The sequence below is a fragment of the Cupriavidus sp. 05N38 genome, from assembly GCF_056397345.1.
Window position 1 is genome coordinate 1 of sequence record NZ_JBFTNF010000034.1, and the last position, 25,142, is coordinate 25,142.

At 67.3% G+C, this 25,142-nt stretch carries 26 protein-coding genes and 1 tRNA gene; 18 read left to right on the forward strand and 9 right to left on the reverse strand.

Features of this window, described 5'->3' with window-relative positions; translation table 11 throughout:
- The 17 genes from AC1DK4_RS23700 to AC1DK4_RS23780 all read left to right on the forward strand — a co-directional run.
- The coding region (locus AC1DK4_RS23700) for a c-type cytochrome (protein ID WP_477131814.1) at positions 1–183 on the forward strand (183 nt) is incomplete at its 5' end.
- Between the two features lie 152 nt (positions 184–335).
- Positions 336–1,613 carry an FCSD flavin-binding domain-containing protein gene (locus AC1DK4_RS23705; protein ID WP_441612978.1) on the forward strand — a complete coding sequence of 426 codons (1,278 nt, stop codon included), beginning with the start codon at positions 336–338 and terminating at the stop codon, positions 1,611–1,613.
- Between the two features lie 89 nt (positions 1,614–1,702).
- Positions 1,703–2,110 (forward strand): ArsR/SmtB family transcription factor, encoded by a 408-nt coding sequence (locus AC1DK4_RS23710; protein ID WP_441612979.1) that lies wholly within the window; start codon positions 1,703–1,705, stop codon positions 2,108–2,110.
- A 116-nt stretch (positions 2,111–2,226) separates the two neighbouring features.
- On the forward strand, positions 2,227–3,588 hold the full coding sequence (gene soxC, locus AC1DK4_RS23715; protein WP_441612980.1) for a sulfite dehydrogenase: 1,362 nt from the start codon (positions 2,227–2,229) through the stop codon (positions 3,586–3,588).
- Positions 3,572–4,621, forward strand: a complete 1,050-nt coding sequence (locus tag AC1DK4_RS23720; protein WP_441612981.1) for a c-type cytochrome — start codon at positions 3,572–3,574, stop codon at positions 4,619–4,621. The genes soxC and AC1DK4_RS23720 overlap by 17 nt, the downstream gene beginning before the upstream one ends.
- Positions 4,622–4,723: 102 nt before the next feature.
- Positions 4,724–5,053, forward strand: coding sequence for a c-type cytochrome (locus tag AC1DK4_RS23725; protein ID WP_441612982.1), 330 nt, complete (start codon positions 4,724–4,726; stop codon positions 5,051–5,053).
- 165 nt (positions 5,054–5,218) lie between these two features.
- Complete coding sequence (gene soxY, locus AC1DK4_RS23730) at positions 5,219–5,674, forward strand: thiosulfate oxidation carrier protein SoxY (protein WP_441612983.1); 456 nt, start codon at positions 5,219–5,221, stop codon at positions 5,672–5,674.
- 58 nt (positions 5,675–5,732) lie between these two features.
- Positions 5,733–6,044, forward strand: coding sequence for a thiosulfate oxidation carrier complex protein SoxZ (gene soxZ, locus AC1DK4_RS23735; protein WP_441612984.1), 312 nt, complete (start codon positions 5,733–5,735; stop codon positions 6,042–6,044).
- Positions 6,045–6,153: 109 nt separating this feature from the next.
- Positions 6,154–6,618, forward strand: coding sequence for a DsrE family protein (locus AC1DK4_RS23740; protein WP_441612985.1), 465 nt, complete (start codon positions 6,154–6,156; stop codon positions 6,616–6,618).
- Between the two features lie 124 nt (positions 6,619–6,742).
- On the forward strand, positions 6,743–7,585 hold the full coding sequence (gene soxA, locus AC1DK4_RS23745) for a sulfur oxidation c-type cytochrome SoxA (RefSeq protein WP_441612986.1): 843 nt from the start codon (positions 6,743–6,745) through the stop codon (positions 7,583–7,585).
- Between the two features lie 16 nt (positions 7,586–7,601).
- Complete coding sequence (gene soxX / locus AC1DK4_RS23750; protein WP_477131815.1) at positions 7,602–8,306, forward strand: sulfur oxidation c-type cytochrome SoxX; 705 nt, start codon at positions 7,602–7,604, stop codon at positions 8,304–8,306.
- Between the two features lie 10 nt (positions 8,307–8,316).
- The gene (locus tag AC1DK4_RS23755; protein ID WP_441612988.1) at positions 8,317–8,847 is read left to right on the forward strand and encodes a TlpA family protein disulfide reductase; all 531 of its coding nucleotides are present in this window, start codon (positions 8,317–8,319) and stop codon (positions 8,845–8,847) included.
- Between the two features lie 82 nt (positions 8,848–8,929).
- On the forward strand, positions 8,930–10,651 hold the full coding sequence (gene soxB, locus AC1DK4_RS23760; protein ID WP_441612989.1) for a thiosulfohydrolase SoxB: 1,722 nt from the start codon (positions 8,930–8,932) through the stop codon (positions 10,649–10,651).
- A 40-nt stretch (positions 10,652–10,691) separates the two neighbouring features.
- A tRNA-Ala gene (locus AC1DK4_RS23765) sits at positions 10,692–10,767 on the forward strand.
- Positions 10,768–11,112: 345 nt separating this feature from the next.
- Positions 11,113–11,565 carry an Ohr family peroxiredoxin gene (locus tag AC1DK4_RS23770; RefSeq protein WP_441612990.1) on the forward strand — a complete coding sequence of 151 codons (453 nt, stop codon included), beginning with the start codon at positions 11,113–11,115 and terminating at the stop codon, positions 11,563–11,565.
- An 86-nt stretch (positions 11,566–11,651) separates the two neighbouring features.
- Positions 11,652–11,885 (forward strand): hypothetical protein, encoded by a 234-nt coding sequence (locus AC1DK4_RS23775; protein ID WP_441612991.1) that lies wholly within the window; start codon positions 11,652–11,654, stop codon positions 11,883–11,885.
- Positions 11,886–11,975: 90 nt separating this feature from the next.
- The gene (locus tag AC1DK4_RS23780; RefSeq protein WP_441612992.1) at positions 11,976–12,227 is read left to right on the forward strand and encodes a hypothetical protein; all 252 of its coding nucleotides are present in this window, start codon (positions 11,976–11,978) and stop codon (positions 12,225–12,227) included.
- Between the two features lie 45 nt (positions 12,228–12,272).
- Here the strand turns inward: AC1DK4_RS23780 and AC1DK4_RS23785 are convergent, their stop codons facing one another.
- The 9 genes from AC1DK4_RS23785 to AC1DK4_RS23825 all read right to left on the reverse strand — a co-directional run bounded on the left by AC1DK4_RS23785 (position 12,273) and on the right by AC1DK4_RS23825 (position 24,607).
- On the reverse strand, positions 12,273–13,517 hold the full coding sequence (locus AC1DK4_RS23785; RefSeq protein WP_441612993.1) for a hypothetical protein: 1,245 nt from the start codon (positions 13,515–13,517) through the stop codon (positions 12,273–12,275).
- Positions 13,518–13,519: 2 nt separating this feature from the next.
- Positions 13,520–15,349: a glutamine--fructose-6-phosphate transaminase (isomerizing) gene (gene glmS / locus AC1DK4_RS23790; RefSeq protein ID WP_441612994.1), complete on the reverse strand. Its 1,830-nt coding sequence runs from the start codon at positions 15,347–15,349 to the stop codon at positions 13,520–13,522.
- A 93-nt stretch (positions 15,350–15,442) separates the two neighbouring features.
- A complete protein-coding gene (locus tag AC1DK4_RS23795) occupies positions 15,443–15,886 on the reverse strand; it encodes a hypothetical protein (RefSeq protein WP_441612995.1) in 444 nt (147 codons plus the stop codon).
- Between the two features lie 13 nt (positions 15,887–15,899).
- Entirely contained in the window at positions 15,900–17,216 is a 1,317-nt protein-coding gene (pgaC, locus tag AC1DK4_RS23800; protein WP_441613055.1) for a poly-beta-1,6-N-acetyl-D-glucosamine synthase, read from the reverse strand.
- 33 nt (positions 17,217–17,249) lie between these two features.
- Positions 17,250–19,292, reverse strand: coding sequence for a poly-beta-1,6-N-acetyl-D-glucosamine N-deacetylase PgaB (gene pgaB / locus AC1DK4_RS23805; RefSeq protein WP_477131816.1), 2,043 nt, complete (start codon positions 19,290–19,292; stop codon positions 17,250–17,252).
- A 6-nt stretch (positions 19,293–19,298) separates the two neighbouring features.
- Positions 19,299–21,350, reverse strand: a complete 2,052-nt coding sequence (gene pgaA, locus AC1DK4_RS23810; protein ID WP_477131817.1) for a poly-beta-1,6 N-acetyl-D-glucosamine export porin PgaA — start codon at positions 21,348–21,350, stop codon at positions 19,299–19,301.
- 996 nt (positions 21,351–22,346) lie between these two features.
- Positions 22,347–22,730 (reverse strand): hypothetical protein, encoded by a 384-nt coding sequence (locus AC1DK4_RS23815; RefSeq protein ID WP_441612998.1) that lies wholly within the window; start codon positions 22,728–22,730, stop codon positions 22,347–22,349.
- 144 nt (positions 22,731–22,874) lie between these two features.
- Positions 22,875–23,144, reverse strand: coding sequence for a hypothetical protein (locus AC1DK4_RS23820; protein WP_441612999.1), 270 nt, complete (start codon positions 23,142–23,144; stop codon positions 22,875–22,877).
- A gap of 833 nt (positions 23,145–23,977) precedes the next feature.
- On the reverse strand, positions 23,978–24,607 hold the full coding sequence (locus AC1DK4_RS23825; RefSeq protein ID WP_441613001.1) for a DNA-3-methyladenine glycosylase I: 630 nt from the start codon (positions 24,605–24,607) through the stop codon (positions 23,978–23,980).
- 150 nt (positions 24,608–24,757) lie between these two features.
- On the opposite strand from AC1DK4_RS23825, the gene AC1DK4_RS23830 reads away from it, so the two are divergent.
- Complete coding sequence (locus AC1DK4_RS23830) at positions 24,758–25,108, forward strand: DUF2314 domain-containing protein (protein WP_441613002.1); 351 nt, start codon at positions 24,758–24,760, stop codon at positions 25,106–25,108.
- The last annotated feature ends 34 nt before the right edge of the window (positions 25,109–25,142 follow it).

Genomic DNA, 25,142 nt, shown 5'->3' on the forward strand with positions numbered 1-25,142 from the left:
GGGCGCGCGCCGGCCAACAGCGCGGTGCCGGGCCTGGCCGGCCGCAGCCGCTCCGAACTGGTCCGGCAGATGCAGGACTTCAAGCAGGGCAAGCGCGAAGCCACCGTCATGCAGCAGATCGCCAAGGGCTACACCGACCAGCAGATCGAGGCGATCGCGGCCTGGTTCGCCGCAGTCCGCTAAGAGGCACTGTCAAACATATCCTGGCGTCGCTGCGCGGCCTTGCCGGACCGCTTGCACTGTCTGCGGCCGCGCGCCTGTCCAGGACCGCTTCGCTTCATCTCGACGGCGCCTCCAGGGCGCGCTGAAATCCGGCCAGGCCAGGAGAACTTCCCATGCAAAGACGCGAATTCCTCGGCACGCTCGCCGGCACGGCGCTGCTCGGCGCGCAGGCGATGCAGGCGACGCGGGCGGCCGCCGCCACCCGCGCGGCAAAAGTGGTGGTGGTGGGCGGCGGCTATGGCGGCGCCACGGCGGCGCGCTACCTGCGCGAATGGAGCGGGCACGGCATCGAGGTCACGCTGGTCGAGCCCGATGACCGCTTCGTCTCGTGCCCGCTTTCCAATCTTGTGCTCGGCGGCAGCAAGGCCATTGGCGACATCACCTTGTCCTACGATGCGCTGGCCGGGCGCCACGGCGTGAAGGTGGTGCGCGACCATGTCAGCGCGATCGACGCGGCGCGCCGCGTGGTGCGGCTCGCCGGCGGCGGCACCCTTTCCTATGACCGGCTGGTGCTGTCGCCCGGCGTGGAGGTGCTGTCCGGCGCGATTCCCGGCCTCGGCAAGCCCGGCGGCGAACAGATCCTGCACGCCTGGAAGGCGGGGCCGCAGACCGTCGCCCTGCGCCGCCAGCTCGAAGCCATGCGCGACGGCGGCACCTTCGCCATCACCATCCCCCTCGCACCCTACCGCTGCCCGCCCGGCCCGTACGAGCGCGCCTGCCTGGCGGCGGACTACTTGCTGCGCGCCAAGCCGCGCAGCAAGGTGCTTATCCTCGACGCCAACCCGGATGTCACCTCCAAGGGCGCGCTGTTCAAACAGGTCTGGGCCACGCGCTACAAGAACATGATCGAGTACCGGCCGCAGTACGACACGGTCGACGTCGATCCCGCCACGGGCACGCTCAAGTTCGACGTGCAGGACGACGAGCGCGCCGACGTGATCAACCTGCTGCCGCCGCAGCGCGCCGGCGCGATCGCCGTGGCCAGCGGGCTGGCCACGGCCAACGGCAAGTGGTGCGAGGTGGATTTCCTTACCTTCGAGGCCAAGGCCGCGGCCAATATCCATGTGCTCGGCGACGCCATCCAGATCGCACCGCTGATGCCGAAGTCGGGCCATATGGCCAACCAGCACGGCAAGGTCGCCGCCGCGGCCATCGTCGCGCTGCTGGCGGGGCGGGCGCCCAATCCGCAGCCGCTCTACAACAACACCTGCTACAGCTTCACCTCGGCGCGCGAGGCCATCCACATCGCCAGCGTGCATCGCTACGACGCGCAGGAGCGCACCATGGTCACGGTGCCCGGCGCGGGCGGGCTGTCGCCCGCGCCCAACGCGCTGGAAGGCATCTACGCGCAGGCGTGGGCCGATGCCATCTGGCGCGACATGCTCGGATAAGGCGAGGGTGCGGGTGCGGGCGACCGGCTTGCATTTCGGGCATCACGCAGCGCACACGCGGAAATGCACCACACCGGTGTAAACACTATATGCGCAATCACGCATATACGAATATATTGAACGCCATGGACGAGATGGATCGCGTATTCGAGAAGGTATCCGGGTATTTCAGCCTGCTTGCCGAACCCACCAGGCTGAAGATCCTGCACGCCCTGTGCGACGGCGAGAAGCCGGTCGGCACCGTGGTGGATACGGTGGGCTCGTCGCAGACCAATGTGTCGCGTCATCTCACCGCCATGTACCGCGCCGGCGTGCTGTCGCGGCGCAAGGAAGCGAACCTGGTGTTCTACGCCATCGCCGACGAAAGCGTGGTGGAGCTGTGCCGCACGGTGTGCGTGCAGGTGGCCAGCCGGCTCGAAGACAGCGCCTTGCCCGCGGGCATGGTCGACCGCTTCATGCCGCAGGCCGCGCCCGCGCCGCGCAGGCGGGCCCGCTAGCGCCGCGGCCACGGCGCCAGGCTTGTACCGGCGCCCCGTGCGAGACGGGCGCCGCACGACAACAGGCATGCCGGCGGCACATCCCGTGCCGCACGAGCGGGCCGGAGGAGACCGCAGTGCCGGACCAGATCCGCCCCGGACGCATCGTGCGCGCGCCGGAGCATTTCGTCAGCGCATCGCTACGTCAGGACGTCGCGCAGCACGGCTGGGGAGAGCCCGGCAGCGCGCGCCGCGACTTCCTGCGCACCAGCTTCCTGGGCGCCGCCGCGGCGCTGGCGGCCGGTGTCGGCGGCAAGGCGCGCGCCGCCGGCAGCGCCGGCGACGACGCCATCCTCACCCCGCAGCCGTGGGCCACCTCGCTGGGCCAGCCGGTCGCCGCGCACCCCTACGGCCAGCCTTCGGCCTATGAGAAAAACCTGGTGCGGCGCGAATCGCCGGGGCTCACGCGGGTCTCCGCCGCCTCGGTGGCGTTCGCGCCGCTGCAGGGCTTCTTCGGCATCATCACGCCCAACGGCCTGCACTTCGAGCGCCACCACCAGGGCTGGCAGGACATCGACCCGGCGCGCCACCGCCTGATGCTCAATGGCCTGGTCAGGACGCCGCGCGTCTACACCATGGACGACCTGATGCGCCTGCCGGCCGTGTCGCGCATGCATTTCATCGAGTGCGGCGCCAACACCGGCATGGAGTGGGGCAACGTGGCGGTGCCGACCGTGCAGTACACGCACGGCATGCTGTCGTGCTGCGAGTTCACCGGGGTGCCGCTCAAGGTCCTGCTCGACGATGCCGGCGCGGACTTCAGGCGCGGGCGCTTCCTGCTGGCCGAGGGCGGCGACGGCTCGGGCATGACGCGCACCATCCCGATGGAGCTGGCCGACGAGATCATCGTCGCCTGGGGCATGAACGGCGAGATGCTGCGCCCSGAGAACGGCTACCCGCTGCGCCTGGTGGTGCCGGGCGTGCAGGGCGTGTCGTGGGTCAAGTGGCTGCGCCGGCTCGAGCTGGGCGACCAGCCGTGGAACACCAAGGACGAGACCGTGCACTACGTCGACATGATGCCGGACGGCAAGCTGCGGCAGTACACCTCGGTCCAGGAATGCAAGTCCGTCATCACCACGCCCTCGGGCGGGCAGCAGATGGTGGGGCGGGGCTTCTACAACATCAGCGGGCTGGCATGGTCGGGCCGCGGGCGCGTGCGCCGCGTCGATGTCTCCGTGGACGGCGGGCGCAACTGGCGCAGCGCGCGGCTGGAGACGCCGGTGCTGTCCAAGTGCCTGACGCGCTTCAACCTGGACTGGGTGTGGGACGGCGCGCCCGCCATCCTGCAAAGCCGCGCCGTCGACGAGACGGGCTACGTGCAGCCGCGCCTGGCGCAATTGCGCGCGGTGCGCGGCGCGCGCTCGATCTATCACAACAATGCCATCCAGAGCTGGCAGGTGTCCGATAGCGGCGAGGTCTCCAATGTCCACGTGGATTGAGTCCGCGCGCTTGCGCGCGCTCGCCCTCGCCCTTGCTGCGACGGCCGCGCTGGCGTCCCTGCATGCGATCGCCGCGCCTGCAGCCAGTGCCGCACGTGCCGCGCTCGGCCGCCCCGCCACCGAAGCCGAGGTCAAGGCCTGGGACATCGACGTGCGGCCGGATTTCCGGGGCCTGCCGCACGGCAGCGGCACGGTGGCGCAGGGCCAGGCCATCTGGGACGGCAAGTGCGCCTCCTGCCACGGCGACTTCGGCGAATCCAACGAGGTGTTCTCGCCCATCGTCGGCGGCACCACGGCCGACGACATCAAGCGCGGGCGGGTCGCGTCCCTGACCGGCAACCAGCCTTACCGCACCACCCTGATGAAGGTCAGCACGGTCAGCACGCTGTGGGACTACATCCACCGCGCCATGCCGTGGAACGCGCCGCGCAGCCTGTCGGCGGACGAGGTCTACGCGGTCACCGCCTACCTGCTCAACCTGGGCGATATCGTGCCGGCGGATTTCACGCTGTCGGAGCGCAACATCGGCGAGGTGCAGCAGAAGATGCCGAACCGCGACGGCATGACGCTGCAGCACGGCATGTGGCCCGGGCGCGGCCGGCCCGATACGCGCAACACGGCTTGCATGCGCCATTGCGCGGACGCGGTGAAGGTGGTGTCGTCCATGCCCGCCTATGCGCGCGACGCGCACGGCGATCTCGCCGCCCAGCAGCGCACCGTGGGGCCCACGCGCGGCGTGGCGGCCGGTGGCGCACCGGCGGCGGCAACGGGCGGGACAGCCCTGGCGGCAGGCGCGAAACTGGCCGGGCAGTACCAGTGCACCGCCTGCCATGCGCCGGACCGCAAGCTGGTGGGTCCGAGCTTTGCCGACATCGCGCGCAAGTACCAGGGCCAGGACGCGCTCGACGCGCTGGCCGGCAAGATCAGGGCCGGCGGGCAGGGCGCCTGGGGCAGCATGCCGATGCCGCCCCAGGCGCAGATTCCCGATTCGGACCTGCGCACCGTGGTGGGGTGGATTCTTGAGGCAAAATAGCGCACTRGCCGCTTCCATGCCCCGGTGGTGCGGCCGGCATGCCGCCGCGCAAGCGTGCGGCTCACCGCCGTCCCCACGGCTCTCACGATTCGGAGCAGAAACATGAAGCAGTTTGTCATTGCAACCCTGATGCTGGCCTGCGCGGCCTCGGCCAACGCAGCTGTCGACGCCGCCAAGGCCCAGGAAATCGCCAACAAGAATGCCTGCATGGGTTGCCACCAGGTCGACAAGAAGCTCGTCGGCCCGGCTTACAAGGATGTGGCTGCAAAGTACAAGGGCGACAAGAACGCCCTGGCCACGCTGACCAAGAAGGTCAAGGCCGGTGGTGCGGGGGTCTGGGGTCCGGTCCCGATGCCTGCCAACGCGGGCCTGAGCGATGCCGACCTGAAGACGGTCGTCGAGTGGGTGCTGGCAGGCGCCCCGGCGAAGTAAGGCATCCAGGGCAAGCCCTGCCCGGACCGGCCACGGCTTCGGGACCCCAGGGGGCGCGCAAACGTCCCCGAAGACAGGCGGCGATGCACCGCCCGCTGCCGCGCCGCACGGCGCGGCGGCCATGAAAACCAAGCCGGAACGAAAAACGCAGGAGTACGGGAAACAATGAATTCGAAACGACGAGACGTGCTGCGGGTCACCTCGGTGCTCGCCCTGATGGCCGCCACCGGCCTGATCAGCGAAGCCCAGGCTGCCGAGTGGAACAAGACCGCCTTCGACGGCAAGAGCGTGGCCGACGTGATCAAGGCGCTTGGCGGCAGCAGTACCGAGAAGAGCACCGCCATCGTCTTCACCGCGCCCGATATCGCCGAGAACGGCGCCGTGGTGCCGGTCGCCGTGACCAGCAACATCCCCGGCACCGAGCAGATCGCCATTCTGGTGGAAAAGAACCCCAATACGCTGGCCGCGGATTTCACCATCCCGGCGGGCACCGAGCCCTTCGTCTCCACCCGCGTGAAGATGGGGCAGACCTCGGTGATATACGCCGCCGTCAAGGCTGGCGGCAAATGGTATGTGGCGTCCAAGGAAATCAAGGTGACGCTCGGCGGCTGCGGCGGCTGAAGCCCGCGCCGCCCACCGAACCTACCGCACCCGAACCATCACCGAGAGAGCAGAGAACATGGCAGACCCGATGCGCGTACGCGCCGCCGAGAATGGCGGCGTGGTCGACGTGAAGATCCTGATGAAGCACGACATGGAAACCGGCCAGCGCAAGGACGCGAACGGCAAGACCATCCCGGCCTGGCATATCCAGAGCGTGACGGTCCAGTGCAAGGGCAAGGACGTGTTCCAGGCCCAGTTCGGCCCGGCCGTCTCCAAGGATCCGTTCCTGAACTTCAAGTTCAAGGGCGGCGCCAAGGGCGACAAGGTCACGGTGACGTGGATCGACAACCGCGGCGACAAGCGGACCGACGAAGCCACCATTTCCTGACCCCACCCGGGCAAGCGGCCGGCGGCATCCTCTGCTATGGTTCAGGTCGAATGTCGGGCCCGGGCCGGCGCATGTTGCGCGCGGGGGCGCGACCGGAAGGATAGCGATCATGCGGCGAGCATTCATTCGGGCCACGGCGGCGCTGGCGGCCATCGGCCTGTCGGCCAAGGCGGCGGCCCAGGCGGCCCCGGCGGCGGCACCGGCTGCGGGCAAGGGCAAACGCGTCAAGGTGGTCTATCAGTTGTCAGAAGGCACGGACCAGGCAGTGCGCGCGATGGGCAACCTGCGCAATCACCTGAACGGCGCCCCCGACACCAAGATCGTGGTGGTGGCGCTGGGCTACGGCGTGGATTTCATCATCGACGGCGCGCGCGATGCGCGCGGCAATACCTTCGAGGCGGCGATCGCCTCGCTGGCCAGCTCGGGCGTGGAGTTCCGCGTCTGCCGCAACACGCTGACGGCGCGCAAGATCCCGGAGTCCAGCCTGTCGATGGAAGCCAAGGTCGTGCCGGCCGGCGTGGTCGAAGTGGCGCGCCTGCAGTTCGAGGAAGGCTACGCGTATATCAAGCCCTGAGCGCCGTCTCGCACCTGACGGGCACGGCGCCGGGAAGACGGCAGCGCAAAGACGAGCAATAAGACGGCCCGCGCAGCTGGCGCCACATGGCGGCAGCCTCGCAAGGCCACGAGGAGAGAGCCCCATGAAAACCATCAGACGCCGCCACGCGGGCGCCGCGCTGGCGCTGGCCGGCACCGTGGCGCTGGCCATCACGGCCGCCGCCACCGCACCGGCGGTGCACGCCCAGGGCAGCACCGCGGAGGAAATCGCCAAGTACCGGCAGATGCTGGCCGAAGGCAATCCCGCCGAGCTGTGGGAAGCCGCCGGCGAGGAGCTGTGGAAAAAGCCCGCCGGGCCGAAGAACGCTTCGCTCGAGCAATGCGACCTCGGCAAGGGCCCGGGCGTGACCAAGGGCGCCTACGCCGAGCTGCCGCGCTTCTTCAAGGACACCGGCCGCGTGATGGACCTGGAGCAGCGCCTGGCCTACTGCCGCGTGACGCTGCAGGGCCTGACGCAGGAAGAGGCGCTGAAGAACCCGTTTGGCTCCACCGGCAAGCCGTCCGACATCGAGCGCCTGGCCTCCTTCCTGGCCGGCGAATCGCGCGGCGTGAAGATGAACGTGCAGCTCAGCCACCCCGAGGAAAAGCGCGTCTACGCACTCGGCCAGAAGATGTTCTTCTATCGTGGCGGCGCCTACGACTTCGCCTGCGCCACCTGCCACGCCGTGGACGGCCAGCGCATCCGTCTGCAGGAACTGCCCAACCTGCTGACCCCGCAGGGCGCGCAGGCGGCCTACACCACCTGGCCGGCCTACCGCGTCTCCCAGGGCGAGGTACGCACGATGCAGCACCGCCTCTACGATTGCCTGCGCCAGCAGCGCTTTCCCGAGCCCGCCTATGGTTCCGACGTGATCACCGCGCTGAGCCTGTTCCTGGCGAAGAACGCCAACGGCGGCACCTACGATGGCCCGGCCTTGAAGCGCTGAGCCAGGGAGAGCACAAATGAACCAAGCCAAACAAGCGAAGCGAGCCGCGCTCGCCGCCACCGCCGCCCTCGCCATGCTGGCCTGCGCGGGCACCGCCCATGCCCAGGACAGCGTGAAGCCCGTCAAGGCCAGGGCCACCGCGAAAGCGGCCGCGGCCACCACGACCGCCGCGGTGAGCGATGCCGACATGAAGAAGCTCATCGATGGCTCCTTCTCGTCCAAGGGACCCGCCACGGTGGAAGGCGTGCTCGACCGCGATGCCATGCAGAAGGCGTGCAGCGACTACCCAGACCGCACCAAGGTGCCGGCCGCGGTGGCCAGGAAGATCGAGGCCATCGAGCTCAAGCAGGTCAAGTACCCGGCCGACGGCCAGTACCTCGGCGACTGGAAGGAAGGCGAGAAGACCGCGCAGAACGGGCGCGGCATGCAGTTCTCGGATCCCGTCGGCGGCGTCAACGGCGCCAACTGCTACGCCTGCCACCAGATGACCAAGGCCGAGATCTCCTTCGGCAATATCGGCCCCTCGCTGTACCAGTACGGCAAGCTGCGTGGCAATTCGCAGGAAGTGGTCAGGTACACCTGGGGCAAGATCTGGGATTCCAGCGCGTACACGGCCTGCTCCAACATGCCGCGCTTCGGGCACAAGGRCATCCTCACCGAGCAGCAGATCCGCGACGTGATGGCGCTGCTGCTCGACCCGGCCTCGCCGGTGAACCAGTAAGGACGCCGCCATGAAGCCCACCCGCCTCGCGCGCGGCATCGGCGGCACGCTGCTGCTCGCCGCGCTGGCGTGGAGCGGTGCTGCCGCTGCGCTCGAGGTAGGCGACATCGTGCACCTGCCGGCGGTGCGGCTGCTCGACGGCAGCACCGTGGCGCCGGCGCAGTGGGCCGGCAAGCCGCTGGTGCTGGAGGTGTGGGCGTCGTGGTGCCCGTTCTGCGCCCTGCAGAACCCGCGCCTGCAAAAGCTCTACGACAGCACGGGCGGCGCCAGGGGCGGGCTGCAGGTGCTGGCCGTCAGCATCGACAAGGAGCCGAAGGAGGCCAGTGCCTACATGGCCCGGCACGGCTACACCTTCCCCGCCGCCATGGACACGCCCGCGCTGCGCGCCGTGCTCGGCAAGCGGCGCGGGCTGCCGGAGCTGTACGTGATCGACGCCGGCGGCAAGGTAGTGCAGAAGGAAGTCGGCGAGATGCTGGAAGAAGAAGTCGCGGCGCTGGGCAGGCATGCGCAGCCGGCGATGAAGCCGCAACCGGCACGGTAGCGGCGAGGCGGCAGACCACGACAGACGCCGGGCCGCGCGCTGCTGCACGCTGGCACCGGCGCGCAATCCACAGGAAGAGACAATGAACCGACGCGAGTTCCTGCAGGTGCTGGCCATCGCCGGTGCCGGCGGCATGGCCTTTCCCGCCACCGACGCGCAGGCCGCACAGGCCGCGGGCAAGCTCTATGACGTGCCGCGCTTCGGCAATGTGCACCTGCTGCATTTCACCGACTGCCACGCCCAGCTGCGCCCGCTGTATTTCCGCGAGCCCAACGTCAACCTCGGCGTGGGCGATTACGCCAGCAAGCCGCCGCACCTGGTCGGCCAGGCGCTGCTGCGCCAGTACGGCATCGCCCCCGGCAGCGCCCAGGCGCACGCCTTCACCTATCTCGATTTCACCGAGGCCGCGCGCCGCTACGGCAAGGTAGGCGGCTTTGCCCATCTGGCCACGCTCGTGAAGCAGCTCAAGGCCGGCCGCCCCGGCGCGCTGCTGCTCGACGGCGGCGATACCTGGCAAGGCTCCGCCACCGCGCTGTGGACGCGSGGSCAGGACATGGTCGACGCCGCGCTCGCGCTCGGCGTGGACGTGATGACGCCACACTGGGAAATGACGCTCGGCGCCGAGCGCGTCACCGAGATCGTCGAGCGCGACTTCAAGGGCAAGGTCGCCTTCCTCGCGCAGAACATCAAGACCAACGACTTCGGCGACCCGGTCTTCGATCCCTTCGTGATCCGCGAGATGAACGGCGTGCCGGTCGCCATCATTGGCCAGGCCTTTCCCTACACGCCCATCGCCAACCCGCGCTACTTCGTGCCCGACTGGACCTTCGGCATCCAGGAGGAAAACCTGCAGCAGGTCATCGGGCAGGCGCGCGCCAAGGGCGCGCAGGTGGTCGTGCTGCTCTCGCACAACGGCATGGACGTGGACCTCAAGCTCGCCTCGCGCGTGCGCGGGCTCGACGCCATCCTCGGCGGCCACACCCACGATGGCATGCCCGCGCCGGTGGCGGTCAGGAACGCCGGCGGCACCACGCTGGTCACCAACGCCGGCTCCAACGGCAAGTTCCTCGGCGTGCTCGACTTCGACGTCAGGGGCGGCAAGATCCGCGATTTCCGCTACCGCCTGCTGCCGGTGTTCGCCAACTACCTCGCCGCCGACCCGGCCATGGACGCGCTCATCGCCCGCGTGCGCGCACCGTACGAAAAGCAGCTCGGCGAAGTGCTGGCGCGCAACAGCGGCCTGCTGTACCGGCGCGGCAATTTCAACGGCACCTTCGACCAGCTCATCCTCGACGGCCTGATGGAAGTGCAGGGTGCCGAGATCGCCTTCTCGCCCGGCTTTCGCTGGGGCACCACGCTGCTGCCCGGGCAGGCCATCACGATGGAACACCTGATGGACCAGACCGCCATCACTTATCCGCACACCACCGTCACCAGCATGACGGGCGAGACCATCAAGACCATCCTGGAAGACGTGGCGGACAACCTGTTCAACCCCGATCCGTACTACCAGCAGGGCGGCGACATGGTGCGCGTGGGCGGCCTGCAGTACACCATCGAACCCAACGCAGGCATGGGCCGGCGCATCACCGACATGCGCCTCAAGGGCCAGCCCGTCGATGCCGCGAAGACCTACAAGGTTGCCGGCTGGGCCCCGGTTTCCGAAGAGGCCCGCCAGTCCGGCAGCCCACCGGTCTGGGACCTGATGGCCCAGTGGCTGCGCGCCTCCGGAGAGGTCACGGCCAGGCCGCTGAACCTGCCGATCGTGCGTGGCATGGACGGCAACACCGGCACCGCGGCATGATTGATACGACGAGGAAAACTGCGCTACAATCGTTCGTCATGGGCCGATAGCTCAGCTGGGAGAGCGCTGCGTTCGCAATGCAGAGGTCGGGAGTTCGATCCTCCTTCGGTCCACCAAATTCAAGGGCTTAGCACTGTGCTAGGCCCTTTTTCTTACCCGAAGCCGATTTGTTGTCCAAAATCCGCCCAACTGGCTCCCAGGGCCTGTTCACCCGGAAGTGTCCGGGAAACCGCGCCCGTTGGTGAGTTCGCGTGCGGTAGCGCTCACTGCACAAGTTCCGGCCAGCCTGGTCACGGGGGAGATGGCGACGGCCGCGCCCCTGGCGCTTTCCCCCGCTCCGCTGCGGGCACTCGATATTTTTCCTTGACAAGGCCAGACGCATGTTCCATTATGCATTCCATCGCATGCGATCAAATCGAATACGATACAAACAAACCAGACAAGCAACGGAGATTCAATCCATGAGCAAGATCGAGAAAGTCCTCTTCACCGGCAAGACCCACACCACCCACAGCAACGCCGGCGTTACCTCGCGCGGCCACAATGGCGCGCTGGACATTGCGCTGTCGCCTGGCAACAGCGCCACCCCGGAGCACGTGTTCCCTGCCGTCCAGTCGCATCCGACCGCGGAACAGCTGTTCGCGGGCGCCTGGTCGGCGTGCTACATCGCCGCGGTCGGCCTGGTGGCCAAGGAAATGAAGCTGGAGCTGCCGTCCGACCTGTCCGTGGATATCGAAGTCGACCTGGGCATGACCGGCGCGGAGTACTTCCTGCAGGCACGGCTCAACCTGCGCGTGCCGGGCCTGCCGCAGGATGTCGCGACGGAACTGGCCCACGTCGCCGATGCAATCTGCCCCTACTCGAAGGCGACGCGCGGCAATATCGACGTGGCGCTGAACGTCTTTACGTCGTGATTCCCTGACCGTCTTACCATCACATATACATCGTATGCGATGCAATCGCATACGGTAATAACTCACCCGAAACGAGAATGCATACCATGAGCACGATCACCACCATCGCCCGCTGCGCCACTGTCGCCGTCGCCCTGCTGAACGCTGCCGCCGTGCAAGCCGCGGGTTGGTCCAATGCAGGCGCGCGCGATCCTTTCACGAGTGGCGCCCGCTCGGTCACCGGCGTAGCCGATCCGTACTCCGATGGCGCGCGCAGCCCATACACGGACGGTGCCAGGGTCGGCAGGTTCGACCCTTACACCGATGGCGCCCGTACCTGAGACCGGTGAAATCCACTGACAAGGTGGCCGCCGCGAGCACAGCGCTGTCGTGAAAGATAGCGGACGAACAAGCACACAGGATCCATTGCCATGACCAGCACAGCCGCCCCGTACCGCCCCATCAGCTGCGAGTTCCACGACCGCCTGGAAGACCTCGCCACCGTGCGCAAGCCCGTGCAGATCCACTATCGTGACGCCGATGGCACACCACAGCAGCGCACCGCCACCATCACCGACGTGTACGGCCGCGGTGGCGTTGAATACCTGACGCTCAAGACTGGGGAGACCCTGCGCCTGGATCAGCTCGTAAAAGTCGACGGCGAGACACTGGCGGACTACTGAGCAAAGACAGTGCACAGGAGAAAGACCTGATGCAGTCCCGGTTCCCTATCCGCACAGGTCCGCCGCCGTCGGTGGCGTCATCCGGCCCGGATCGAAGTCGGCTTCGCGCAGCCCCTCCGGCGTCAGCGACACCCAGTGCAGTACCGTCGGTGAGCGGGAGCGCACCAGGCCAAGGCTGCCCTGGATGGTCCACGGAATCGGCGATGCCTGGCTGCCGCGCAGCTCGACGGCATCGGCCGACAGTTTCAGCTGGAGCAGGCGGCCGTCCTGCGCGGGCGTGAACGCCGTATCGCCGACCACCGTGATGCCGGCCTCGCGCACGCTGGCAGGCATGCAGGCGAGCGAGGCGGTCACCTTGCCGCCGGCGTCGAGCAGATGGGCGAAGCCCTTGCCCGCACCGGTCGTGCCCACCACCAGGAAGCGCTTGAGGTCCGGGACGTAGGTCACGCCATAGGTGTAGTACTTCAGGTTGTCGTTCAGCACCTGTGTGCCGGTCAGCGCGCCATCGCTTGGCCGATAGGCCGCCGTCTTCAGCCTGGCGTGCGTCTCGCCGGGGACGAACTCCTGCCAGGCCAGCAAGGCGTGGTCTTCCGAACCGGCGATCAATGGCCACCATTCACGCTTGTCCCGAGCCACGTCGGTGCTGCGCAGCAACTGCCCGTTGGCGTCGTAGGCCTTGAGGTAGACGCCGTTGCCGGTGCCCAGGTTGTCCACGCCGCCGCCGTCGATCCAGTCGTCCGAGTAGAACACCACGAAGCTCTCGCCTACCCGCGCGACGTGCCCGGAGTGCCCGCCGGACCAGACGTCGACCGACTTCGCCTGTTGCGGCTGCAGGTCCGCGGCGTACACGCGGTAACGCTGGCTGACACCGTTGGCGGTATTCGAGCCGTCCTCGAAGGTCAGCATGATGCGGCCCGCGCCATTCTGCGCTACCGAGACCGGCTCCTGGGCTTCCTTCTCCGCCACCAGCAGCCTTGGCTTGCCCAGGTTCGCCTGCGAAGGCCTCCATTCGGCCACATAGATGTCGTGGCTCCAGTTGCGATTACGATCCGGCCCGCGCGGCGGCAGGCCGGAACTGCTGAAGAAGACGTAGGTGACATCCCCGGGGCCGGCCGCCGCGCCGATGCCGTGCATATAGGCGCGCTGATCGACATCGGGGCGGACCTTGGCCGGCGCGCGGGCGTCGTTGCGGCCGGCGCCGCGGCTGTCGTTGCGCGCGCCCGCCGGCGCGCACAACAGCGCGCCGGCGAGCACTAGCGTCGCGCTTCGCATCATGGCGAACGAGCTCATCGCTACTCCACCGTGACGGACTTGGCCAGATTGCGAGGCTTGTCCACATCGGTCCCGCGTGCGCAGGCGGTGTGGTAGGCCAGCATCTGCAGCGGCACCACATGCAGGATCGGCGAGAGCAGCCCGTAGTGCTCCGGCATGCGGATGACGTGCAGCCCGGGCGCACTGACGATCATGCTGTCGGCGTCGGAGAAGACGTAGAGCTCACCGCCGCGTGCGCGCACTTCGTGCAGGTTGGACTTGAGCTTCTCCAGCAGGGCATCGTTGGGCGCGACCGCCACCACCGGCATCTCCTCCGTCACCAGCGCCAGCGGCCCGTGCTTGAGCTCGCCGGCGGCATAGGCCTCGGCATGGATGTAGGAAATCTCCTTGAGCTTCAGCGCGCCCTCCAGCGCGATGGGGTAGTGGATGCCGCGCCCGAGGAACAGCGCATTCTCCTTGCGCGCCAGCGAGCCTGCCCAGGCGATGATCTGCGGCTCCAGCGCCAGCACGCCGTTCAGTGCCGCCGGCAGGTGATGCAGCTGCTGCAGCATGACGGCCTCCTGCCAGGCGCCGAGCAGGCCGCGCTGCTTGGCCAGCGTGGCCGCCAGCACGAACAGCCCGACCAGCTGGGTGGTGAACGCCTTGGTCGAGGCAACCCCGATCTCGGCGCCGGCGCGGGTCAGGAAATGCAGGTTCGCCTGGCGCATGATGGCGCTGCCGGCGACATTGCAGACCGCCAGCGCATGGCGGTGGCCAAGCGCCTGCGCGTGCTTGAGCGCTGCCAGCGTGTCCGCCGTCTCGCCGGACTGCGAGATCACCAGCACCAGCGTGCGCGGGTTCGGCACACTGTCGCGATAACGGTACTCGCTGGCGATTTCCACGCTGGTGGGCATCCGCGCGATCGACTCCAGCCAGTATTTGGCGGTCAGGCCGGAGTGGTAGCTGGTGCCGCATGCGAGGATCAGCACTGAATCGATGTCGGCGAACGCGCCCTCGGCCTGCTCCCCGAACAGGGCAGGCGCGAACCCTTCCAGGTGTTCGGTGGAGTCGGCGATGACGGCCGGCTGCTCGAAGATCTCCTTCTGCATGTAGTGCTGGTACGGACCGAGCTCCACGGCGGAGGCGGTCGCTTCGATCTTGCGGATCTCGCGGCTGACCGCCTCGCCTTCGGCGTCCAGGATATGCACGCCGTCCCGCGACAGCGAGACCAGGTCCCCTTCCTCGAGGTAGATGAAATGCTCGGCGCTGCCGGTCAGCGCCATGGTGTCGGAGGCAAGGTAGTTGCCGTCGTCGCCCAGGCCCACCACCAGTGGCGATCCCGAGCGCGCGCCGATCACCAGGTCCGGCTGGTTGCGCGAGAACACGGCGATGGCGTAGGCGCCATGCAGCTGGGCGAGGGCGAGCCGCACGGCCTTGCACAGGTCGCCGCCGCCTTCGTGGTGAAAGCAGTGGTGCACCAGGTGCGCGATGACCTCGGTGTCGGTCTGCGAATCGAACTCGTAGCCGCGTGCGCGCAGCGATTCACGCAGCGCATCGTGATTCTCGATGATGCCGTTGTGAACCAGGGCGATCTCGCCGCTGGAGAAGATCGGGTGGGCATTGCGGGTAAGCGGCGCGCCATGGGTCGCCCAGCGCGTGTGGGCAATCCCGATGGTGCCTTCGAGCCGGGTCTGCCCGACCTGCTCCGCCAGCTTGGCCACGCGCGACATGCTGCGCGCGCGCCTGGGTTCTCCGTCCTGCAGCACGGCGATGCCGCAGGAGTCGTAGCCGCGATATTCCAGGCGCCGCAATCCTTCCAATAGGACCGGTGCCACATTACGTTGCGCGATAGCGCCGACAATGCCACACATGATGATTCCCCGTGAGAATACAGAAGTTGGTTCGCGCTGGCCTCGCGCGGCAACCTGCTGGCTGCCTGCGCGAGGCCGAACCGCCGATGCTGGTCAGGCCGCCTCCCTCTGCAGTTGTGCCACGTGCGAAACGAGGCCGTCCTCGTCGTGATAGGCCACCAGCCGGCGGCCGGTGCCCACCGACAGCACCACATCCTTGGCCAGGTCGAGCGTGGAGCCGGGCACGGTGCGGGCCTTGCGCATCGGGTCCACCTCGCTCTTCTCCAGGCGTCGCACCAGGGTCCACACCGTGAACACCAGGCCCATGCCAAGGATGGTCAGGGCATCGGGAACGATCTCCTTGAGCGAGAACTCGGTGCTCCCCGCCGAGACCACGCACCAGTAGATGTAGAACGCAGCCGCCACCCAGATCGATGCCAGCACCACGGGCCGTACCAGGCGGTACCAGACATATCGTCGGATTGCCTTGCCTCGCGCATGCTGTTGCAGATACTGCTGCAACGTCGTGCCGGATGCGTCAATGATCGGTTCTTTCATTTCTCACTCCTCCTCAAGAATGCTCTTCAAGCCGGCTGGCATACGCCGGCGCCGGTGACGTAGGCGGCGTGGACGCGGGCGCGCCTTCGCGGATGCCGCGGTCCGGGCTGACCCACCTGGCCCGGGTGCGGCGCTGGTGCAGCAGCACGCTGGGCAAGGCGATCACCGATGCGACCATGCTGATGGTCCAGAACGCGACCGGGTACCAGATCGTGTCCAGGAAGTAGTGCAGCAGCTTGGTGTCGTAGCGGCGATCGATGACGCAGCCCACCAGGATCTGCACGCAGCAGGTCAGAAAGAGGAAGACACCGGCCCCGCGCGGCAGCCCCGCGAAGCGCCACGCCTCGGGCAGGTCGAACAGCGCGGTAGCCGCCGTCATGACCAGGGTGAAGAGCATGCAGTAGGCCCAGATCACGCTGATCGAGTACTCGAGGAAGATCGGCCACATCATCGGCTTGTTCTTGATGACGATGGGCGCCGCGTACTTCTGCAACACCTGGATGCCGCCCCGCGCCCAGCGCAGGCGCTGCTTGAAGAGGCCCTTGAAGGTCTCCGGCATCAGGATCCAGCTGAGCGCGCGCGGCTCGAAGTGCAGGCGCCAGCCGTTGACCTGCAGTTTCCAGCTGATGTCGATGTCCTCGGTCAGCATGTCGGGGCTCCAGTAGCCCACGTTGCGCAGCGCGCTCTTGCGGAACATGCAGACTACGCCGGACACGGTGAGCAGGCGGCCGTACATCTCCTGGGTCCGCTTGATCAGGCCCACGATGGACGAGAACTCGCCGACCTGCATGCGGCCCAGCAGCGAGGTCCGGGTGCGGATGCGCGGATTTCCGGTCACCGCGCCAACCCCGGCGTCGCGCAGGAAATGGCGCAGCATCCARCCAATYGCCTCGCGGTCGAGCAAGGAATCCCCGTCGATGCACAGCAGGTACTCGGCATCGGTCAGCATGGCCGCGGTGGTCAGTCCGATGGCCTTGCCCTCATTGTTGTTCTGGTGGATCACCAGCAATTGCGGGTACTGGTCGATCAGCTCGTCGAGGATCGCCCCGGTGGCATCGCGGCTGCCGTCGTTGACGGCGATGATGTTGAAGTTGGGATAGCGCAGTTGCGCCAGGTTCGCGATCACCTCGCGTACGTTGTCCTCCTCGTTGAAGCACGGCACGATCACCGAGACCTTGGGGCAGTCGAGCGTCGCGTCTGCGCGCTTCTTCATGCGCTCTTTCCTCTCGACCAGGAAGTAGTGGAGCAGTCCGCCGGTCATCCATAGATAGGACATGAACAGCGGATAGTAGAAAACGAAATTCGATATCAGGCTCGCGGTGCTCTTCATCATTTCCCCCACTTGTTCTTCTGTGCTCGTTGGCTAGACCTTCATGCCACTGCGCGGCCGTACCAGGTTCTGCATGGACATGACGTCCCGCAGCACCGCCAGGTCCGGCTGGTTCACCATGAACTGGTCCGGGCAATAGCCGAGGTGCTTCACGCCCGCCATGCGCAACTGCCGCATCTGCTGGAGCAAGTCGGTACTGGCGATGGGGGCCTGCGTGCGGCCGTCGAGCGTCTGCAGCGCGAAGATGGTTTTCGGCAGCGCCCCGGGATGCGCCGCCACCGCGCGCGCCAGGCTTTCCAGCCACGGCGTCGAAGGCGGTCCGCCCGTGTCCGCGAAGGCCATCAGGTTGACGAAGTCGTAGTGCGCGGCGAAGGCATCGATGTCCTGCGCCAGGCGCATGCCCGCGTCGGGACGCAGGACCGCGTTGGCAGGCAGGCTGCGCACGGTCAGCACATTGCCGCCGCCCTGGTAGTCCTTGACGATTTCCCCCAGCTGGCTGGTGAAGTCGATCAGGTACTGGAGCTTGGCGCCCGACCACCTCTGCAGCAGGTCGGGGTTGGCGCGGATCGCCGCGAGTTCGCGCGGCAGGCCCCAGTCGGCGTAGACGGCAAGGGCCGCATCGCTGGCATCCTCGACATCGCTCAGGCTTGCATCCTCGCCGAACACGACGCCGTTCAGCGCGGTGTACCTGCCCAGGTCGTAGTAGATATCGCGAATCACGCCGCGGGCGAGCGGATCGAAGGGGCTGAGCCGCTGCCGCTGGCGCGGATCGAACTGCGTGGGCGGCGAGCCCGGCAACACGCCCACCAGCCGCGACTCGGCCGGGTGGCCCGCCGGCAGCTTGTAGGAAAGCACCGGCAGTGCCGCGTAGACCTGCACCCCCGCGCGGGTGATCAGCTGCCAGGCCGTGCGCGAGAACAGGTCGGCGCGAACCRGCATGTGGCGGTTGGGGAAGTAGAGCGCCTGGGCGGTGCCGCTGCCGTCGGGGTCGTGATAGGCCTGCAGGTAGACCGACTTCGGCTCGAGATCCTTGATCCGGTCGATCAGCCGCGAGAGCCTGGCTTCCTGCCGGTCCGGGTTGGGATCGTACACATCGTCGAGCGAGACGTTGACCACCCGTTCGACCGGCTGGTTGTCGCCGCGGTAGGCCGATTGCTGGCGGAACTGGCCCATCATGACGCCGGCATCCCAGTCGTAGGAAACCAGCAGGCGACGGACCTTGGTCAAGGGCACGTCGGGCGTATTGGGCCCGTCGTCCAGGGTGAAGTGCACGCTCATGCCGAGCTTGTGCGATGCCCCGATCAGCGCGGCGTTGTACATGCCATACGGCCATACCATCGAGCGCACCCGGATGCCGGTGTTGGCCTGGATCAGGTCGGAACACTTCTTCAGGTCGCCTCCGACCCGGCTCTCGTATTCCTGGTCGGTCTCGTAGCGCTTCAGGTCGGCAAAGTAGAGGTGCGCGCTGGCCGCGGGCAATTCATTGCCCTGGGGGTTGGCCACGGCGCCGTGGTGCATGTCGTGGGTGTGCGAGGCGATTTCCACCAGCCCGGATTCCGCCATTTCGCGCAGGTTTTCCCAGCTCATGAAATAGCCCGGCGCCATCACCGACTTGTGGCTGATGCGCACCGGGTCCTCCTGCGGCGTGCCGGTCCAGCGCGACACCACGGCCACCAGGGCAGGATAGTTGTACTGACGCAGCAGCGGGAAGGCCTTGGTGTACTGGCTCTTGTAGGCATCGTCAAAGGTCAGCAGCACCGCGCGCGGCGGCAGCCGCGGGCCACCGTTGCGCGAGGCGACGATCTGCTCGACGCTGACCGGATGGAAGTCGTTGCCCTTGAGCCAGGCGAAGATATTGTTGAGCGTGGCGGTGCTGATGGCACAGGTGTCGGCCACGGTTCCCACATCGGCGCGCAGGTCGTCGCGAATATCGTGGAAGGCCAGCACGCGGAAGGTCAGCCCGTCGTCCCGGTCCGCCGGCGGCAGCAGGGACAGCCCATAGGCGGCATGGACGCTATGGGTGACCGACAGCGCGCCGGCAAGCCCGATGAATTTTCGGCGGTTCAGCTTATTCATGATGGCCTATAGGGGAACGTTGAGGTTGAGGTAGATCAGCTTGGTCGTCTCGCGATTGGAGTCGAAGCGGCGGCTGCCGACGCCGATGCCGTAGGTCAGCGAAGCCTTGCGGCCCAGCCGCCAGTACTGCTCGAGGCGGGCTTCCCACAGCATGCTGTCGCCGAAGCCGTCCTGCCGGTAGCCGCCCGCGGTGACGTACACGCGCTGGCTGAACAACTTCTCGGCGTAGCGCCACGGCGTCCACTGGTACATGGTGCGCAGTTGCGCGACGTAGTCGCGCCGCGGATTGAAGTACGCGGTGCCGTCCAGCGTGTTGCTGCTCGTGCCGACATCCAGCCAGATCGACACCTGGTGGCGCGGCTGGTTCAGCAACCGCTCGTACCAGGTGCCCAGCCATTGCTGGTGCAGGTTGGTGTCGCTGTAGCGGGACGCGCCATACAGCACGTTGAAATAGCGCTGATCGTCCTGCGAAAAGCGCGCGCTTGCGTTGGCCGAGCGGCCGGTGACGCCAGCCTGGTACGCCTTCAGCGGCAGCGTGTTGTCGTCGGAGTCGACCCCGGCGCCGAAGCGCCAGCGGTCCGTGGGCTGGAAGGCCAGCGTGCCCGTGCCGCCGGTCTTGGCCTGGCCGCCGGTGGAGCGATGCACCTCCGCCGAGGCTTCCCAGCCGTCGCGCCGGAATTCGCCGCCCATGCCGTTGCGTATGCGGCTGACACTGAGGCCATCGCCGGTATCGCCGCGCGCGGAGTACTGGTGGGCGAAGACGCGCCAGTAGTCGGCCAGCGGCGACGAGTACAGCCGCGTGTCGACGCCCCAGGCGTGATCCGCCAGCGCCGCGTTGCCGCGTTCGCCAATGGCGTCGATGATCAGTTGCGGGCGCTCGTAGACGTGGTACTCGCGCTGGAAGTTCTTGACGCTGTTGTTGTCGGGGAAATTGCCATCGAACACCTTGGCGACCGCGTTGGCCTGGTCATACTGATGCAGCTCCAGCGCGGTCTTGCCGATGCCCACSAGGCTYTCGATRTCGCCGGGGTGGTCGGCCTGGGCCTGGCGGTAGATGCTCTGCGAGGCGTACGGGCGCTCCAGGACCAGCGAGCCGTCGGCGCGCGCGGTCAGCAAGGAGGGGTCGAACGGCGCGTCCTTGCGCAGCGCATCGAGCGCCTGCACGCCCTCATGCACGTGATTGGTATAGAGCAGGTATTGCGCCTGCAGCTTCTTGACCCGCCCGTATTGCGGATTGGTCTTGTCTGCGTCTTCCGACAATTCGTCGTGCGCCGGCGTGTTGCGCGCCATGTTCGCGACCAGGTCACGCGCCGCTTCGTAGTGCCCCTGGTCAAGGTAGGCGAAGAACAGGCTCTCCTGCACCGTCGGCAGCGATAGCGCGTAGGGCTCGGTGGTTTCCTTGAGCGGCTCGACCGTCGTCTGCAGGGACAGTTCGTAGGCACGCGCGGCGAGGTCGGGCTTGTCGAGATAGGCGTAGGCATCGCCCGCGGCGACGTAGGCCGGGGCCGGCAACGGTTCGTTCGTCTGCGAGAGCTGCTCGTACAGCGCGGCGGCTTCCTTCATGCGCCCGCGCACCGACAAGGCAGTCAGCCGGTCGGCCTGGACGGTGCGCCGCACGCCGTTGAAATCGTCCCCCTTTTGCRCCTCCACCCGGGCCAGCAGCGAATCGGCCGCGGCGAGCGCACCATCGGCCGGAACCAGGCGGTCCTGGTCATTGGAAGCACTGGCCTGCTGTCGTGCCCAACGGATCTGCTGGGCTACGACAAGATGCTCCAGCAGCAGCAGGTCGCGGAGCGCGAATACGTCCGGACGCGCCGTTGCCTGTTCCAGCGCCAGCTTCGGCGAGCCACCCTCGGCCAGGCCGAAGATGCGCTCCCGGGTCTGATCCTTCTCCCCGGCCCCCGCCGGCTGTTCCACCCGGGCTGCCGGCTGCGGACGCGGCGCTGCCTGCCGCACGGCTTCTGCGGCGCAATGTTCGCGGGCGAATAGGGCCAATAGCACGGCTGTGGTCTTGAGCGTGGTTCGCAATCGCTTGCGACTCTGCTGGGATGCGTTCACGGTTACTCCCCCGGATTGCACTGCTAACGACAAGCAAAACGTCTCCCTTGGCGTGCGACATATCCTTGCCGGCGCCATTGCGATGCAACCTGAGAGACGGGCATCACCCAGCCGGCCGGAAGGCACCGTCGCAACGCAACGGGCCAGGCCGGCCGACCGAAACATGTCCTTGCTGAAACTCAACCAGATACCAGGGCGCCACCGGCTCGTCGCGCGCTACGCCCTGTCATTCCCATCCAATACCGTCTCGCCTTGCAATGCCGTGCACTGCGGCGGACTTGTTTCCTGATGCTTATTTGTTCTATCCCGCGGCTGCCGCCAGGGCGGTCTGCCGGGTCATTCGGGTGCTCGCCATGACTTTTCTCGCTCGCTCTTTCCTGCTGTTTTTTCCTATTTGTGCGGAGCATTATTTGGCGAATACGTCCCATAGCGACAGTGACCAGAAGCATTAGACGGCCTAGCCGAAAGTGGGACGAGGTCTAAGCCGCATGGCCATGGCTTTGTCACGTGGATGAAACTAATGCGCGCAGCCGGCAGGCGCGGCAGCGTTGCCGCGCTCGGGATGCGGCGGCGCGCGGCCCTGCGAGGACCTGCCGGGAAGCAGCGCTGGCCGCCCGCTCAGGGCGGGCCGGAAGATGTGTCGGGAAGGTATGAGGACGATGGCCGATACATCCCGTGGCGCGGGGTTGATGTACCGCCGAAGTGTGTTGTTGCGACAGCCGCAGCCGCAGCCGCAGCTGCTGTGTCCTGGCTAGCGGAGTGCCGGTGGCGCGGTCGGCAGCCGGCTGGCCGGGTTGTCGTGGATACGGGGGGGGCGCGCGCCGAGTCCGGTGGCCACGCAGGAAGCGTGTCGGAAATCATCGGCGCCGGGATGATTTATGCGTACGGCTTTTGGCTGAGGGGCAGCGACTCCCTCAACCATCAGATACCGAGGCCAGCCGCGGGCGGCTGGCCTTCTTCAACGGGGGTGCGACCACGCGGCCAGCGGCCGCGTCGCTAGCCGCCTTCGCGGGCCGTCGTGCATCGCGCCCGGTAGTCGGACTCCAGCGCATGGATCGCAGACTCGCGGGCGGCGCTGGGGCTGGTCAGTCCGGGCGTTGCCTCGATGCTGCGCCGGGTGCCGACCAGGGGCTGCTGCGCTTGCGCCGTGCGGATTTTCTGCAACAGCCCGGCGCATGCGACGCGCAGGGACTCGCCATCTTCGCTGGCGACCGTGGGTGGCATGCGGTAAGGCGTCTCGCCTCGCTGCACTGCAGTGGAAATGGCGTCGCTCACCGCTGCACTGGCGGCAGAGGGCATCGTCGGCTGGGCATGGGCCGCGCCGGCCAGCCCCAACAGGGGCAAGGCAAGCAAGGCGGAAACGTAAGGCGCAAGCGTCACATTGTCCTCCACCGGGCAGCTAGGGGCTCTTTCAGTGTAGGCGTTCGCGCACTTCTGAACAGGAGAATCGCGCCGGGCGCGGCCGCGCGTTCGTGCGAGTGCGTACCGACTGCCGGGCATGCGGCGCGGTCCGCGGCGCCATCGTCACTGCGCACGCCTCGGCTTGCCCGGGACGGGCATCACCGGGGTGGCGGCGGGTGCCGGTGCCGGCGGGGACGGCACCGAGGGCGAGCGCGCGTCGGGGGCAACCGCGCGCGGCAAGCGCAAGGCAGCGATGCCCTCGGGCGCGCTGAACGCCCGGCCGTTGCCGTAGCCGGTGGAAACGGCTTCGAGGTAGCCCGGCGGCTGGGCCTGGTCGGGCGTGAGCGCAGGGCCCGCCTGCGCCGCGGGCGGGGCGAAGGCGATGCTTTGCATGCACATTCCGAGCACCCGAACCAGGAGCACCGCGCGCCGCAGTTTACGCAATGCCACGCGCAGCCGCGGGACGGCATGGCTCTCTGGGCGCTCGGGGCATTGGATCTTCATTTGCGGTTCTCCGAAGGGGCCTGGGGCCCCGGGGACGGGAGGGCGGGCATCGGCCCCGCGCCTGATGCTCTGACCGCATGGACCGTGCCATCCCCGCCGCAACGGATCGGAGGCGCGAATGGGGATGCGCCGCCACTTGGCGGCGGCCACATGTTGGAAGTTCGCAGACAGGTGCGCTGCGCAAAGGTTGGCCGGCGGGCAACACAGGCAGGGGCGGGGGCTCAGCCGGCGGCGCCGGTCACGATGCGCCGTCGGTCCCGGTGGGCTGCCAGTGGATTCAGCGTTTTCGGCGGCGGATGTTAGGACTTCAGAAGGCTGCGACTGTGGATAACCACGCCTCGTCCTGGGGATAAGTGGGCCGGAAAGCTGTGGCCTGGCTGGGGGTGGGCTGTGGGACGTATACGTACAACTTCGTGGCGCCAAGAGCACTTCACGTATACGCACAAAGATATCCCGAGTCATAGGGGTATTCCCCTATGACTTATCTTTCCTGCAAGTCACTGAATCGAAAGGGGAAAACCAGCTTATCCACGGGAAATGGGTGCGTTTACCTACTACTACTATTTATGTATACGTAAACAATACTGAAAGACTTAAGGCAACCATTGCGGAGGCGGGCGGGGTGAACGTATACGCGTCAGCCTGCCTCGCGAAACGACGTATACGTCTGTCGCCAGGGCCTCCCCGCGTTTACGTCTGCCTCAGGTCCGCCCGGTGCCCGTTCAGCGCGGTACCTTGAACGTCTTGCGTGCGCGCAGCACCTGCTCGCGCGTGGTGCAGCCGTCCTGGTGGTCGTTGACCAGCCCCATCGCCTGCATCAGCGCATACATCGTGGTGGGGCCGACGAAGCGCCAGCCGCGCTTCTTCAGGTCCTTGGACAGCGCCGTGGATTCCGGCGAGATCGCCATGGTGCGCAGCACTTCGGGTGTCAGCACCTTGGGCCGGCTTGCCGGTTCCGGCTCGAAGCGCCAGAAATAGGCTGCCAGCGAAGACTCGGTCTCGAGCAGCTCGCGGGCGCGCTGCGCGTTGTTGATGGCTGCCTCGATCTTGCCGCGGTGCCGCACGATGCCGGCATCCCCCAGCAGGCGCTGGATATCCTTCTCGCCGAAGCGCGCCACCTTCTCGATATCGAAATTGGCAAAGCCGCGGCGGAACGCCTCGCGCTTGCGCAGGATGGTCAGCCAGCTCAGGCCGGCCTGGAAGCCTTCGAGGCAAAGTTTCTCGAACAGGCGGCGGTCGTCGTCGACGGGGAAACCCCATTCGGTGTCGTGATAGTGGCAGTAGTCTTCCAGCGTCCCGCACCAGCCGCAGCGCTGGCGTTCTGGCGTGGTGGCTTCCTTCTTGGCAGGCATCTTGGCTTTTCTCCTTGGAGGCGTCATCTTAAGGCCGCCGGCGTGGCCTGTCGTGTCCGCGACGCATGCCAGTGATGCACGATGAGGGCATTTGATACGATGTGCCATCGAGGGTGCGAACCCCTAAACCCATCAATGCACGACACCGACATGGAACAACGACTAGCCACTCTGGAAGAAGACGGCTGGCAGCTCGACGATGGCGACGCCATCGCCGCGGCCTATCCCGAAACCTTCTGGCTCCCGCCGCTGGAGCAGCGCCAGGCGCTGCAGCCCGGCCAGATCGTCAAGCTGATCTTCCGCATCCTCACCACCGACGAGCAGGACCGCGAGGAGCAGCACGTAGAGCGCATGTGGGTGGTGGTCACCGGGCGAGAGGGCGGCCTCTACAGCGGCGATCTCGACAACCAGCCCTATTGCACCGAGGAAATGGCACCCGGCATGCCGCTGTGGTTCGAGGCGCGCCACGTCATCAATATCCATAGCGACGACGAGGACTGAACGGCCCTGCCGGCCGCGCCGGGCACCCCAATGG